General features: G+C 54.8%; 13 protein-coding genes. 8 read left to right on the plus strand and 5 right to left on the minus strand.

All coding sequences use genetic code 11. The annotated features are described in order from the left end of the window. Window positions 1–38: 38 nt before the first annotated feature. Window positions 39–2,879 carry a bifunctional [glutamate--ammonia ligase]-adenylyl-L-tyrosine phosphorylase/[glutamate--ammonia-ligase] adenylyltransferase gene (gene glnE / locus HV334_RS20915; protein WP_181220857.1) on the minus strand — a complete coding sequence of 947 codons (2,841 nt, stop codon included), beginning with the start codon at window positions 2,877–2,879 and terminating at the stop codon, window positions 39–41. Window positions 2,880–3,004: 125 nt separating this feature from the next. Next, window positions 3,005–4,306 carry an inorganic triphosphatase gene (locus HV334_RS20920; protein WP_181220858.1) on the minus strand — a complete coding sequence of 434 codons (1,302 nt, stop codon included), beginning with the start codon at window positions 4,304–4,306 and terminating at the stop codon, window positions 3,005–3,007. Between the two features lie 241 nt (window positions 4,307–4,547). Between HV334_RS20920 and HV334_RS20925 the strand changes: the two genes are divergently transcribed. Both HV334_RS20925 and HV334_RS20930 read left to right on the plus strand, forming a co-directional pair. Beyond that, window positions 4,548–5,168: a TIGR04211 family SH3 domain-containing protein gene (locus HV334_RS20925; RefSeq protein WP_016154533.1), complete on the plus strand. Its 621-nt coding sequence runs from the start codon at window positions 4,548–4,550 to the stop codon at window positions 5,166–5,168. Window positions 5,169–5,229: 61 nt separating this feature from the next. Continuing rightward, window positions 5,230–6,465: a multifunctional CCA addition/repair protein gene (locus tag HV334_RS20930; protein WP_047414044.1), complete on the plus strand. Its 1,236-nt coding sequence runs from the start codon at window positions 5,230–5,232 to the stop codon at window positions 6,463–6,465. Window positions 6,466–6,517: 52 nt separating this feature from the next. Here the strand turns inward: HV334_RS20930 and bacA are convergent, their stop codons facing one another. Both bacA and folB read right to left on the minus strand, forming a co-directional pair. After that, the gene (gene bacA / locus HV334_RS20935) at window positions 6,518–7,336 is read right to left on the minus strand and encodes an undecaprenyl-diphosphate phosphatase (protein ID WP_016154535.1); all 819 of its coding nucleotides are present in this window, start codon (window positions 7,334–7,336) and stop codon (window positions 6,518–6,520) included. 86 nt (window positions 7,337–7,422) lie between these two features. Next, on the minus strand, window positions 7,423–7,791 hold the full coding sequence (gene folB, locus HV334_RS20940) for a bifunctional dihydroneopterin aldolase/7,8-dihydroneopterin epimerase (protein WP_003828442.1): 369 nt from the start codon (window positions 7,789–7,791) through the stop codon (window positions 7,423–7,425). A 106-nt stretch (window positions 7,792–7,897) separates the two neighbouring features. On the opposite strand from folB, the gene plsY reads away from it, so the two are divergent. Continuing rightward, entirely contained in the window at window positions 7,898–8,515 is a 618-nt protein-coding gene (gene plsY / locus HV334_RS20945; protein WP_016154536.1) for a glycerol-3-phosphate 1-O-acyltransferase PlsY, read from the plus strand. 31 nt (window positions 8,516–8,546) lie between these two features. On the opposite strand, the gene HV334_RS20950 is transcribed toward plsY, so the two are convergent. Continuing rightward, a complete protein-coding gene (locus HV334_RS20950; protein ID WP_181220859.1) occupies window positions 8,547–9,488 on the minus strand; it encodes a LysR family transcriptional regulator in 942 nt (313 codons plus the stop codon). Window positions 9,489–9,700: 212 nt separating this feature from the next. On the opposite strand from HV334_RS20950, the gene ttdA reads away from it, so the two are divergent. From ttdA to HV334_RS20975, 5 genes are all read left to right on the plus strand, one after another. Continuing rightward, a complete protein-coding gene (gene ttdA, locus HV334_RS20955; RefSeq protein WP_016154538.1) occupies window positions 9,701–10,609 on the plus strand; it encodes a L(+)-tartrate dehydratase subunit alpha in 909 nt (302 codons plus the stop codon). After that, window positions 10,606–11,211 (plus strand): L(+)-tartrate dehydratase subunit beta, encoded by a 606-nt coding sequence (gene ttdB, locus HV334_RS20960; RefSeq protein WP_047499219.1) that lies wholly within the window; start codon window positions 10,606–10,608, stop codon window positions 11,209–11,211. Before ttdA ends, ttdB begins: the two co-directional genes overlap by 4 nt. A 48-nt stretch (window positions 11,212–11,259) precedes the next feature. After that, window positions 11,260–12,723: an anion permease gene (locus tag HV334_RS20965; protein WP_181220860.1), complete on the plus strand. Its 1,464-nt coding sequence runs from the start codon at window positions 11,260–11,262 to the stop codon at window positions 12,721–12,723. Between the two features lie 123 nt (window positions 12,724–12,846). After that, complete coding sequence (locus HV334_RS20970; RefSeq protein ID WP_219916544.1) at window positions 12,847–13,671, plus strand: urease accessory protein UreD; 825 nt, start codon at window positions 12,847–12,849, stop codon at window positions 13,669–13,671. 10 nt (window positions 13,672–13,681) lie between these two features. Then, window positions 13,682–13,984, plus strand: coding sequence for an urease subunit gamma (locus HV334_RS20975; protein WP_016154542.1), 303 nt, complete (start codon window positions 13,682–13,684; stop codon window positions 13,982–13,984).

The following is a 13,984-nucleotide window of genomic DNA, read 5'->3' on the forward strand; positions in this document are numbered from 1 at the left end:
CTGAGGGTCTTAAAATTTGCGCGCGATAATAGCACACTTCACTCGGCAACCAGCCACTTCTGCCAGCTGTCACGCACCAGCGTACGTTCAGCGTCGAAGTGCTCCGGCGCCACATGGCCCGGAAGTTCCTGCAATGCAAGATGATGAAGTTCATCGCGCAACGTCGTATAAGCACGGGTAAGCGCCAGCGCTTCCTGCTCATCCATAATGTCGTTTTGCGCCAGTAACTCCAGAATGCGCACGTTATCCGACCAGCGCGTCAGCTTCGGTTTTTCATGCGCATAGTGCAGCACCAGGTATTGCGTAATAAACTCAATGTCGGTGATGCCGCCTTCATCCGCTTTGATATCAAAACGATCGCGATGCTTATTGCCCAAATGGGCACGCATTTTCTCACGCATTTCGCGCACATCGGTCTGCAAGGTTTTCGCATCGCGGACGAGGGTCATGATATCGCGACGAATCGCATCAAACTGAGAGGTCAACCGTGGGTCGCCGTACACCACTCGAGCGCGCACCAGCGCTTGATGCTCCCACGTCCAGGCTTCGTTGCGCTGGTAATCAGCGAAAGCCTCGGTTGATGTCACCAGCATTCCCGCCGCGCCGGAAGGACGCAGCCGCGCATCCACTTCATACAAAATACCGGATGAGGTGCGGGTGCTGAAAAGGTGCATAATGCGCTGCGACAGACGCAGATAGAACTGTCGCCCGTCAATCTCACGCTCACCATCCGTCATCACATCCATAGGACAGTCATGCAGGAAGATCAAATCAAGATCCGAACTGTAGCCCAGCTCCCAGCCGCCCAGTTTGCCATACCCGACGACGGCAAAACCGCGCCCCTCACGCTCGTCAAGATGAGTGGGTTGCCCGTAGCGAGCGACCATCTGCATCCATGCCTGCTGGACTACCGCATCAATAATAGCTTCCGCCAGCCAGGTTAAGTGGTCGCTCACCTTCATCACCGGCAGCGTACCAGCGATATCTGCCGCGGCAATGCGCAGCAACTGCGTTTGCTTAAACTGACGCAGCGCTTCCAACTGCTGCTCTTCGTCATCTTCCGGTACGCGCAGCAAATACTGGCGCAGTTCATCACGGTAGGCATCCGTCGCGGTGGGTTGATACAAGGTGTTCGGATCCAGCAGTTCATCGAGCAACAGCGGATACCGCGCCAGCTGGCTGGCGATCATCGGCGAGTCGGCACATAACGAAATCAGATGCTTAAGCGCTCCGGGGAATTCGCTCAGCAGCTCAAGATAGGTCGTACGGGTCACTATGCCTACCAGCAGCGGTGTGATGCGCGACAGCGGGACTGAGGCGTCGTCACGCGAACAGACATCGCTCAGCAGATGCGGCATTAAGTGATCCAGCACCTGGCGTCCGCGTGGGCCAATGGTGCGTTTATCCAGCTCTTTGCGAAAATCGGCAATCAGAGACAGCACGCGCCGGCGATCGTCATCCGCCAGATGCGTCAGCACCAGCGTGGTGTCATCTTCCTGTAATGCGTCCTGCCACAGTTCACGCCACTGTTCTGAGAGCGACTCTTCCTGGGTTTCTGCTTCGTCATCGCCAATCAACTCGTTAAACACCCGGCGCACGTTGTCCATATGACTGGCCAGCACATCGGTTAGCTGCTGCCAGTCATCGACGTTCATCCCCCACGCCAGCCGCGCGCGGTTCAGTTCATCGCCTGGCAACGTCTGGGTCTGCTCATCATTGATACTTTGCAGCAGGTTCTCCAGACGACGTAAATAGAGATAGGCTGCGCGCAGTTGTTCCGCGTCGGTATCTGACAGCAGGTGCAACGCATTGATGGCGCTGAGCGTGGGTAACAGCGAGCGGGATTGCAATGACGGCTCGCGCCCACCGCGAATAAGCTGGAATACCTGCACGATAAATTCGATTTCACGAATACCGCCCGCGCCCAACTTAATGTTGTCTTTCAGACCACGGCGGCGCACTTCGCGGGCAATCATTCCTTTCATGTTACGCAGAGACTGGATCACGCTGAAATCAATATAGCGGCGGAAGACAAAAGGCCGCAGCATAGCGCGAAGCTCACTGACGTAAGTACCGTCGCAATCGCCCATAATGCGGGCCTTGACCATCGCATAGCGTTCCCAGTCGCGCCCTTGTTCCTGGTAATAATCCTCCAGCGCGGAGAAGCTCAGCACCAGCGGGCCGCTGTCGCCAAACGGGCGTAAACGCATATCCACCCGATAGACAAATCCATCCATTGTGGGTTGATCCAGCACTTTGATGAGCCGCTGGCCCATACGGGTAAAGAACTGCGCGTTATCCAGCTCGCGACGTCCGCCCTGCGTACTACCGTGCTCCGGCCAGGCAAAAATCAGATCGATATCAGAGGAAAAATTCAGTTCGCCGCCGCCCAGTTTCCCCATGCCTAAAATCAGCAGCGGTTGCGCAACACCTTGTGGATTACAGGGCATACCCCATTCACGACAGCAGGCGGCGTATAACCAGTCACGCGCGGCGACGATCAACGTTTCAGCCAAATGGCTTAGCTGCTGCAAGATACTCTCTTCCGTCACCAGCGACAGCGTCTGCGCCCAGGCGATACGCACCATGATGCGACGGCGAAACAGGCGCAGCTCACGCATCAGCGTGTTTTCGTCGCTAACGTCGACCAATGCTTGCTGTAACCAATCAGCATAGTGTTGCCATTCATCCGCCCCGGGTGGCGTGCTTTCCAGTTCGACCAGCCATTCGGGATGGGCAATAATGCTGTCGCGAAAAAAATCACTGAATGTAAGCACTGACTTCGCCTGAATGCTAAGCGAGGACTCAGATATTGCTGCTGGCAGCCGCTCAACAACGGTCGGCCAGTACTGCTGTAACGGTGAAGAGAGCTGCTTCATTTATGGATTATCCTTTGAATAGTACCGGGCAGCGGCATGTTGCCTTACCCAGCCTGCATGACGCTTCCGCCCATCGCGTAGGCCTGATAAGCGCAGCGCCATCAGGCATCCCGGCCTCACCCTGATTATCGTTTTCCGCTGTGCAGCCAGAACGGTTCCAAAGCAATCGCCTCGTTGCGGAAGTGTTCAATTTCAATGTATTGGTTAGCCGCAATGGCGTGACGTAAACCCTGCCAGGTGGCGATCCATTCCGATGCGACCTTTTCGTCGTAGTATCCCGCCAGCATCAGCATGCTATCAATATTGCGCGTCAGGCGCGGAAGTTGATCGGCGTACTGATCGCCCAGCGGCTGAGCAAAAGCTGTTTTCAGTTCAGCGGCATGGCGCGAGAGATGGGTATCCGAGAAACGCTTAAAGGAGTCGGCTATTTTACCCTGCGCCTTCGCATCAAGGAACGGCTGCCACCCTTTGGTCACCAGCCATTCGGTCAGCGCCAGCTTGGCCATCGCCGTTTGCGTGCTGTAAACCGCGGAAACGGCAGAAACGTCAGACGCAATGATCGCTTCCGACTGGGTCAGCAAATCACGTAAGTGAGCACTCGCTTTTCGCGGCACATTACCGCCAAACAGCATCAGAATGTGACGCACCAGGGCCATCGCAGCCAGCACCTCGGCTTTCGCCCCTTTGACGCCGCGCACCCACAGCTCTTCATGGTACTGCCACTGTGATAATGCCAGCTCCAGCGCCGCTTCCAACCCTTGCTCAATACTCGCTTTTGCCGGAACCTTCAAAATGCGCGTCGGTTTGAGTTCACGCGGTGCATTCCCCTGAGCCAGATGATAGCCGCGCGCCGCTTTACTCAGGCTGCCCTGGCGTAAACCGGTTTGCGATACCAGCTGGTTTGCCAGCTTCAATACCGCACGGGTATCGCCGCTTAACAGCTCCAGTTCAAGCTCACAGATAGGTTCAGCCAACTCGCCCGCTTTCACTTCCCCGAGATCGAGGGCCATTTCAATGCGGCTACCGTCGATATCAAGGTGCCATTTCTCACGGTAAAAATCGGTGCTGAAGAGCGGCTGTACCTGAGAGGCAAGTTCAGCGGGCAGTTTGCCATCAGGCCAGACTTCCGTTGGAAACAGGGAGAGATCCAACTCTGGCGCGTTTAGCGCAACGTTAAACTCCGGCCGCTGATGCAGGCCACCCGTCACTCGTCCGGCAATTTTCATGGTCATTTCGTAATGACCGTTCTCACCGCGAATACGCAGCCCCATATCGTGACCACGCAGCCACGCATCCGGCGTTTCGTAGTAGATATTCAGCAACTGGCTGGGCGCATGATGCTCTCCCCCCAGCGTATTCAGACGTTCACGTAGCGCATCTACAGCGTCACTATTGACGATAAATTTTAATTCGATTTCCTGGGCCATGGTCTTGTACTTATGGGTTATGTCACAGTTGAGAAAACTGACTGCGAACTAAGCTCGTTCTTTATGGTCAGTAGATAGTATTTTGCGCCAAATTGCCATGCAACGAGCAATTTGACGGGCGTAAAAGTTTCGAGTGGTGGCAAAAAGGACACAGATGATTCCGATTGATGTCGAATGCTTTGCGTAGAGACACTGATGCCACTACTATCGTTCCACTTTCTATGACAATAACGACAGCCTGATGCCAAAATTACGCCTGATTGGATTAACTTTACTCGCACTTAGCGCCACTGCAGTCTCTCATGCCGAAGAAAAGCGCTATGTTTCTGACGAACTGAACACCTGGGTCCGCAGCGGTCCGGGAGATAATTATCGCCTCGTGGGTACGGTTAACGCCGGCGAGGAAGTCACGCTATTACAGACCGATGCCAACACTAACTACGCCCAGGTGAAAGACAGCACCGGACGTACCGCCTGGATCCCACTGAAAGAGCTGAACAGTACGCCGAGCCTGCGTACCCGCGTTCCCGATCTGGAAAACCAGGTCAAGACCTTGACCGATAAGCTCAATAATATCGACACCACATGGAATCAGCGCACCGCCGATATGCAGCAAAAAGTGTCGCAAAGCGACAGCGTAATCGACGGGCTGAAACAAGAAAACCAGAAGCTGAGGAACGAGCTTATCGTGGCGCAAAAGAAGGTCAGCGCAGCCAACCTTCAGCTTGATGACAAACAGCGCACCATCATCATGCAGTGGTTTATGTACGGCGGCGGCGTGCTAGGTCTTGGTTTGTTGCTCGGCCTGGTTCTGCCACACATGATCCCCAGCCGTAAACGCAAAGATCGCTGGATGAACTGAATCGCCTTCTCCGCCGCACTGACATATGATTAAGGGATCATAATTTCAAAAGGAAAGTGGCGTGAAGATTTATCTGGTCGGTGGTGCTGTTCGGGATGCGTTATTAGGGCTACCGATTAAAGATAAAGATTGGGTTGTTGTCGGCGCCACGCCGCAAGAGATGCTCGACGCGGGCTACCAGCAGGTAGGCCGCGATTTTCCCGTGTTTCTGCATCCGCAAACCCGGGAAGAGTATGCGCTGGCGCGTACCGAACGCAAATCAGGCTCGGGGTATACCGGATTCACCTGTTACGCCGCGCCGGATGTGACGCTGGAGGCTGATCTTCAGCGTCGCGATCTGACCATCAACGCAATGGCCCGCGATGACGACGGCGAGATTATCGATCCGTATAACGGACGCGACGATCTGGAAAACCGTCTGCTACGCCATGTGTCCCCCGCCTTTAGCGAAGATCCATTGCGCGTGCTGCGCGTGGCGCGCTTTGCTGCCCGCTATGCGCACCTCGGTTTTCGTATCGCTGAAGAAACCATGACGCTGATGCGCGATATGAACGCCGCAGGGGAACTGGAGCACCTGACGCCAGAGCGGGTGTGGAAAGAAACAGAAGGTGCTTTAACCACCCGTAACCCACAGGTATTTTTTCAGGTCCTGCGCGACTGCGGCGCACTGCACGTCCTGTTTCCGGAAGTAGATGCCCTGTTTGGCGTTCCCGCGCCCGCGCAATGGCACCCGGAAATTGATACCGGTATTCACACGCTGATGACGCTGTCGATGGCGGCCATGTTAAGTCCGGAGGTCGACGTGCGTTTCGCCACGCTGTGCCACGATCTTGGCAAGGCATTGACGCCAAAAGCGCTGTGGCCACGCCACCACGGTCACGGTCCGGCTGGCGTGAAGCTGGTCGAGCAACTGTGCCAACGCCTGCGCGTGCCGAATGACATCCGTGATTTAGCCAAACTGGTAGCCGAGTTCCACGACCTCATTCATACCTTCCCGATCCTGCAGCCGAAAACCATCGTTAAGCTGTTTGATTCCATCGATGCCTGGCGCAAACCGCAGCGCGTGGAGCAAATCGCCCTGACCAGCGAGGCCGACGTGCGTGGGCGAACCGGTTTTGAGGCGGCGGATTATCCACAAGGCAGGCTGTTGCGTGAAGCCTGGCAGGTTGCGCAGGCGGTACCAACGAAAGACGTCGTTGAGGCGGGATTCAAAGGTCAGGCTATTCGCGAGGAACTGACCCGGCGTCGGATCGCGGCGGTGGCCGCCTGGAAAGAACAACGTTGCCCGAAAGCGTAGACAGAGCATTGCCGGATAAGCGTTAACGCCGCTATCCGGCAAGCTAGTAAAATCAGAAGAACACGACGTAAACGGCTGCCGCCACAATAAAGCGGTAAATCGCGAACGGAATAAACGAGATGCGCTTAATCAGCTGCAGGAAGGTTTTGATCGCCACCAATGCCACGATAAACGCCGTCACGAAACCAACTGCAAACATCGGAATATCTGATGCGCTGAGGAACGTCCAGCTTTTGTAGAGATCCAGCGCCGTTGCGCCCATCATCATCGGCACGGCCAGCAGGAAGGAGAATTCGGAGGCCGCGTAACGGCTTACTCCCATCAGCATACCGCCAGAAATCGTCGCCCCTGAACGAGAAAAACCCGGCCACAGCGCCAGACACTGGAAACAGCCAATCATAAACGCCTGGCGATAAGTCATATCATCCAGACCCGGCGCACGCGGCTCTTTCGGCTTCAGGCATTCTGCGGCAATCAACAGCACGCCCCCTACCACCAGCGCATACATGACGTTGATCGGGTTAAACAGAGATTTGATGATGTCGTGGAAAATCAGTCCCAGTACGACGGCAGGAACCATCCCCAACAGGATATGGCCCAGCGTCAGCCGACCTTTGCCAGTGCCTTCATGTGGGACCTTACCGAAGTGAATGCCAATCAGGCCAAACAGACGTCGCCAGAACATCACCACGACCGCCAGGATAGAGCCCAACTGGATAACCACCTCAAATGTTTTTGCGGTGTCACCCTCAAAACCCAACAAGTGACCAACAATAATCATATGGCCGGTACTGGAAACGGGTAAAAACTCCGTCAATCCTTCGACCACACCCAAAATTGCCGCCACCAGCAGCGAGTGCATATCACTCATTAATGAACCTCTAGATAGATAAACCACGGCGAAAACGAGCCGACATAAAGACCCTTTTATACCCGTTTGGTTTAGATATTATTAATTTAATTATTTTCTTTCAGATTATTGCCACGCTCAATGATAACCCCGACGTTGGCCGCACGGGCTACCGCGCCAGGTTTACTGAGTTTGATCCGCACCCATGGAGAATTAAAACGGCTAAGCAGCAGATCCGCCACTTCTTCCGCCACGCGTTCGACCAGCGCAAAGCGCCCGCCTTCCACATGATTAACAACCGTTTGAGCAATATCAGCATAGCTCAGGCAATCAGCCACATCATCGCTTTTAGCCGATTTACGGTTATCCCACGCCATTTCGATATCGAACACCAACTGTTGTTCGATCGTTTGTTCCCAGTCGTAAACACCAATAGTGGTGATTACAGAAAGTTGCTCTATAAATACAATATCCATCACGACCTGCCTGCTTTTTGGCTAACCCGGATACCACTTCCGGCGAAATATGCGTATTATCCACAGAAGTAGCGTTTTACACGACATTTTCAAAACGGAACAGCTTATGAGTGCAATCGCGCCTGGAATGATTATCTTCGCGTACCTCTGTGGCTCAATTTCCAGTGCTATTCTGGTATGCCGCCTTGCTGGATTACCGGACCCGCGTGACAGCGGATCTGGGAATCCGGGCGCGACAAACGTATTGCGCATCGGTGGCAAAGGAGCCGCCGTCGCGGTGCTGATTTTCGACGTCCTGAAAGGTATGTTACCCGTCTGGGGTGCCTATGCGCTAGGCATTAGCCCCTTCTGGCTGGGATTGATCGCGATCGCCGCCTGTCTGGGTCACATTTGGCCGGTCTTCTTCGGCTTTAAAGGTGGGAAAGGCGTTGCCACCGCCTTTGGCGCAATTGCGCCGATTGGTTGGGATTTAACCGGCGTGATGGCCGGAACCTGGCTGCTGACCGTCTTATTAAGCGGCTATTCATCATTAGGCGCTATCGTCAGCGCGCTGATCGCCCCCTTTTACGTCTGGTGGTTCAATCCCCAGTTCACTTTCCCGGTGTCCATGCTGTCGTGCTTAATTCTGCTACGCCACCATGACAACATTCAGCGTCTGTGGCGTCGTCAGGAGCCAAAGATTTGGACCAAGCTGAAGAAAAAACGCGAAAGAGACCCAGAGTGATTTTAATGTCGGATAGCGACGCAACAGCGTCTTATCCGGCGTGGGGAATGTGATACCCCTCTACCGGTTTGCCTAATCGGTGCTGGCACCACGTCGCCAGAAACTCCACGCACACCCGAAGCTTCACGCTACGATACAGCGGCTCCTGATAAACCGCCCAGATATTGGCGCTTTGCGCATAGTCCGGCAGCACGCGCACCAGTTCACCGCTTGCCAGAAACGGCTGCAGGTCCCATTCGGAACGCAGCATAATCCCTTTTCCCTGTAGCGCCCACTGCAACACAATCTCGCCGCTGTTAGAGGAGAGATGTCCCGCCACCTTGACCGACTTTCTCTCCTGACCGTTATCCAGCTCCCACACCCCGTGGGTCATATCGCGTTCTTTAGTGACCAGGCAATCATGACGACTTAATTCCTGCAGCGTTGTCGGCTCACCATATTTTTGTAAATACGTCGGCGCTGCACATAATATTCTTCTATTTTTCGTTAACAAATGCGCAATATAATAATCCGGAATCTCGTCATTAATACGAATATCCAAATCGATATTATCCTGCGCCAAATCAATTTGCCGATCATAAAGTTCAAAATGCACCTGTAATTCAGGATAGCTATGCATCAGTTCGGTAATAGCCGGTGCAATATAACTGCGCCCAAAGCCAAAGCTACAGCCGATACGAATCATCCCTGCCGGGCGTGTTTTGAGTTGCGTGACGTCATCGACCAGATGCTGATAGCCCGCAAGAATAGCCTGCGCATGTTCATAACAACGTTGACCACTCTCCGTGAGTGTCACGCCGCGCGCGGAGCGGCTTAGCAGCGTCGTCCCCAGCGTGGACTCAAGGATCTGAATGCGTTTCGTCACAAACGCGGGCGTTTGGCCCAGCGCCGCGGCGGCGGCACTGAAACTGCCGCTATGAACAATTTCAACCAGGACCTGCAGGTCTTTCGCGAGGGGATACGTGTTCAGCATGATCGGTATATCCGTAAAGTTGTTAACCGCAGTGTAATTCCCTCATGCGTATTAAACCCTGCCTTTGCGCAATTTTTATTGCTTATCTGAACATCATTCACGATCTGTTAATTGGATATTCACAGTGGCAAATAATATAAAACCACATTTTTAGTGGTAGTTTGTGGCGGAGAATTTATTTCCAGATAAATAAAAGAACTGGAGTTAACAAGATGAGCAATCAAAATAACCAAAATGCGATAACTACGCTGACAAACATTGTCGCCGATTTTACCGCCATGATTTCGACCCGCATGCCTGACGACGTCGTAGATAAATTAAAACAGCTGCGTGAAGGCGAAACTTCGCCGATGGGTAAAATCATCTACCACACCATGTTTGATAACATGCAGAAAGCTATCGACCTGAACCGTCCGGCCTGTCAGGACACCGGCGAGATTATGTTCTTTGTGAAGGTCGGCTCCCGTTTTCCGCTGCTGGGCGAACTGCAAAGCATCCTGAAACAGGCCGTTGAAGACGCCACGGTAAAAGCGCCGCTGCGCCATAACGCGGTCGAGATTTTTGACGAAGTGAATACCGGCAAAAATACCGGTACCGGTGTGCCGTGGGTCACCTGGGACATCATCCCTGATAACGACGACGCGGAAATCGAAGTCTACATGGCAGGCGGCGGTTGTACGCTGCCGGGACGTTCGAAAGTGTTAATGCCTTCTGAAGGCTACGAGGGCGTGGTGAAATTTGTCTTCGAAAATATCTCCACGTTGGCAGTCAACGCTTGCCCGCCAGTGCTGGTGGGCGTAGGTATTGCCACCTCCGTGGAAACCGCCGCCGTCCTTTCTCGTAAAGCAGTACTACGTCCTATCGGATCACGTCATCCGAATCCAAAAGCGGCCGAACTGGAACTGCGTCTTGAAGAAGGGCTGAACCGTCTGGGCATTGGCCCGCAAGGGTTGACCGGGAATAGCTCGGTGATGGGCGTGCATATCGAATCCGCCGCACGCCATCCGTCGACTATCGGCGTTGCCGTTTCTACCGGCTGCTGGGCACACCGTCGCGGCACGCTGTTGGTTCATGCTGACCTCTCCTTCGAAAACCTGTCTCACACCCGGAGCGCGTTATGAAAAAGATCCTCACAACCCCGATCAAAGCCGAAGATCTGGCCGACATTCGCGTTGGCGATGTCATCTACCTGACCGGTACGCTGGTGACCTGCCGTGACGTGTGTCACCGCCGCCTGATCGAACTGAAGCGCCCGATTCCTTATGACCTGAACGGCAAAGCCATTTTCCACGCGGGGCCCATCGTACGTAAGAACAGTGAAAAATGGGAGATGGTCTCCGTTGGCCCAACCACCAGCATGCGTATGGAAGCGTTTGAGAAAGACTTTATCGAGCAGACGGGCGTCAAACTGGTGGTCGGCAAGGGCGGCATGGGACCGCTAACGGAAGCAGGCTGCAAGCAGTTTAAAGCGCTGCACGTAATCTTCCCGGCAGGTTGTGCGGTCGTGGCGGCAACCCAGGTTGAAGAGATCGAAGAGGTACACTGGACCGAACTTGGCATGCCGGAATCCCTGTGGGTATGTCGGGTTAAAGAGTTCGGCCCGCTGATCGTTTCCATCGATACCCACGGCAATAACCTGATCGCCGAAAACAAAAAGCTGTTCGCTGAACGTCGCGATCCTATCGTCGATGAAATCTGCGAGCACGTGCACTACATCAAATAACCCTCCCGGAGAGGCGCTGCGCCTCTCCCTTTTCGTAGGGATACAACAATGGCACCTTTAGCTGGTTGGTGGCGATACCTGGCTCCGCTGGTGGTCATCGCCATTATTGCTGTACTGCCCGTCCCCAACGGCCTTGAGAGCCACACCTGGCTCTATTTTGCCGTTTTTACCGGTGTGATTGTGGGGCTTATTCTGGAACCTGTACCGGGCGCGGTGGTGGCGATGATTGGCATTTCGATCATCGCCGTCCTTTCACCGTGGCTGCTGTTCAGCCCGGAGCAACTCGCGCAGGACGGTTTTAAATTTACCGCCAAATCGCTGTCATGGGCGGTATCAGGTTTTTCAAACTCGGTAATCTGGCTTATCTTCGCGGCCTTTATGTTTGGTACCGGCTATGAGAAAACCGGGCTCGGTCGACGTATCGCGCTGATGCTGGTGAAAAAGATGGGGCACCGGACGCTGTTTCTCGGCTATGCGGTGATGTTCTCTGAACTTATCCTCGCTCCCGTCACGCCGTCCAACTCCGCGCGCGGGGCCGGAATAATCTACCCGATTATCCGCAACCTGCCGCCGCTGTATAACTCGCAGCCCAATAGCGCCAGTTCTCGCTCCATTGGCTCGTACATTATGTGGATGGGCATTGTCGCCGACTGCGTCACCAGCGCCATTTTCTTAACGGCGATGGCGCCGAACCTGCTGTTAATCGGCCTGATGAAAGGCGCGTCCCACACGGCGCTGAGCTGGGGCGACTGGTTCTTAGGCATGCTGCCGCTGAGTATTTTACTGGTGCTGATTGTGCCCTGGCTGGCGTACGTGTTGTATCCACCGGTGCTGAAATCCGGCGATCAGGTTCCGCGCTGGGCGGATACAGAGCTAAAAGCAATGGGACCGCTCTGCACACGCGAGAAAAAGATGTTGGTGCTGATGGTCGGCGCACTGGTGCTGTGGATCTTCGGCGGCGATTACATTGACGCTGCGATGGTCGGATACAGCGTAGTGGCGTTGATGCTGGTACTGCGCATCATTAGCTGGGATGACATCGTCAGTAATAAAGCCGCGTGGAACGTCTTTTTCTGGCTGGCCTCGCTGATAACGCTGGCGACCGGGCTCAATAACACCGGTTTTATTACCTGGTTCGGCAAGCTGCTGGCAAACGGGTTGAGCGGCTATTCGCCGATGATGGTGATGGTGGCGCTCATTGTGGTGTTCTATCTGCTGCGCTACTTCTTTGCCAGCGCCACGGCGTATACCTCCGCCCTGGCACCGATGATGATTGCCGCCGCGCTGGCGATGCCGGAAATCCCACTCCCGGTCTTCTGCCTGATGGTCGGCGCAGCCATTGGTCTCGGCAGCATTCTGACCCCGTATGCCACCGGTCCTAGCCCTATCTACTACGGCAGCGGCTATTTGCCGACGGTAGATTACTGGCGACTCGGTGCTATTTTTGGCCTGATTTTCCTTGTGCTGCTGGTGATTACCGGTCTGGTCTGGATGCCCCTCGTTTTACTGTAAAACCCCATTGGGGCGGCATATTGTCGCCCCTTCATCCATAAGCTTCTCATATGATCGATTTCCCGATGTGCTGAGGCATACTTTTTTGTATGCAAACACCCTCATGCTGATAAGGGAAACGCTCTGGACACGGTTGCGCACGAGACACTCACACGGGGCTGGCAGGCCGAACTGGATTTGCATTTCACCCGCACTGGGCACAACACGGTGCTCGCCTCGGCGCGTCATCATGGTCCATTGACGGTTCAGCGTCCGTTTTACCCGGAAGAGGACGTCTGCCACCTCTATTTGCTTCATCCACCCGCGGGGATCGTCGGCGGGGATGAACTACACATTGCCGTAACTCTCAACGAAAACAGTCATGCGTTAATCACCCAGCCCGGCGCGGGAAAGTTTTATCGCAGCGGTGGGCCGCAGGCGTTGCTGCGCCAACATTTCACGCTCGCGCCGCACGCCACGCTGGAGTGGCTCCCCCAGGATACGATCCTCTTTCCTGGCGCCAACGCCACTATCCAGTCCGTCTTTCACATCGCGTCGGAGAGTCGACTGCTGGCCTGGGATCTGCTGTGCCTCGGGCGACCGGTTATGCAGGAGTCCTTCAGCCACGGCACGCTGCAAAACCGTCTGGAAGTGTGGCGAAATGGGCAGCCGCTGCTGATAGAGCGCTTGCAGTTGCAGAAGGGGGAGCTGAGCGGCGTCGCGCACCATCCCTGGGTCGGCACGTTGCTGTGTTATCCGGCCACTGAAAACATGCTGGAAGGCACGCGCGAGCGGCTGACGCCGCTTGGCGATTACGCCGGGGCAACGCTTAACGACTCACTGCTGACGATCCGCTTTCTTGCCGACGACAACCTGATTGTTCAGCGCGTTATGCGTAACATCTGGCAATTTCTGCGCCCGCTTTTGACACACAAACCGCCCGTACTACCGCGAATCTGGCAAACCTAAGAGACCCCGTATGGAACTGACCCCCAGAGAAAAAGACAAGCTGTTGCTGTTTACCGCCGCGCTGGTGGCAGAACGTCGCCTGGCCCGCGGGCTGAAGCTGAACTATCCGGAATCGGTGGCGCTAATTAGCGCTTTCATCATGGAAGGGGCACGCGATGGTCAAACCGTGGCCTCGCTGATGGAAGACGGGCGTCACGTCCTGCGCCGCGATCAGGTGATGGAAGGCGTTCCGGAGATGATCCCAGATATTCAGGTTGAAGCGACGTTTCCGGACGGATCAAAGCTGGTCACCGTCCACAACCCGATCGTTTAA

Source organism: Citrobacter sp. RHBSTW-00944, assembly GCF_013615435.1.
In the GTDB taxonomy this organism is placed as follows: Bacteria; Pseudomonadota; Gammaproteobacteria; order Enterobacterales; family Enterobacteriaceae; genus Citrobacter; species Citrobacter braakii.

Coding starts and splice junctions, on each gene's coding strand:
- glnE (WP_181220857.1), bottom strand. CDS start 2,879: ATGAAGCAGCTCTCTTCACCGTTACAGCAGTACTGGCCGACCGTTGTT.
- HV334_RS20920 (WP_181220858.1), bottom strand. CDS start 4,306: ATGGCCCAGGAAATCGAATTAAAATTTATCGTCAATAGTGACGCTGTA.
- HV334_RS20925 (WP_016154533.1), top strand. CDS start 4,548: ATGCCAAAATTACGCCTGATTGGATTAACTTTACTCGCACTTAGCGCC.
- bacA (WP_016154535.1), bottom strand. CDS start 7,336: ATGAGTGATATGCACTCGCTGCTGGTGGCGGCAATTTTGGGTGTGGTC.
- folB (WP_003828442.1), bottom strand. CDS start 7,791: ATGGATATTGTATTTATAGAGCAACTTTCTGTAATCACCACTATTGGT.
- plsY (WP_016154536.1), top strand. CDS start 7,898: ATGAGTGCAATCGCGCCTGGAATGATTATCTTCGCGTACCTCTGTGGC.
- HV334_RS20950 (WP_181220859.1), bottom strand. CDS start 9,488: ATGCTGAACACGTATCCCCTCGCGAAAGACCTGCAGGTCCTGGTTGAA.
- ttdA (WP_016154538.1), top strand. CDS start 9,701: ATGAGCAATCAAAATAACCAAAATGCGATAACTACGCTGACAAACATT.
- ttdB (WP_047499219.1), top strand. CDS start 10,606: ATGAAAAAGATCCTCACAACCCCGATCAAAGCCGAAGATCTGGCCGAC.
- HV334_RS20965 (WP_181220860.1), top strand. CDS start 11,260: ATGGCACCTTTAGCTGGTTGGTGGCGATACCTGGCTCCGCTGGTGGTC.
- HV334_RS20975 (WP_016154542.1), top strand. CDS start 13,682: ATGGAACTGACCCCCAGAGAAAAAGACAAGCTGTTGCTGTTTACCGCC.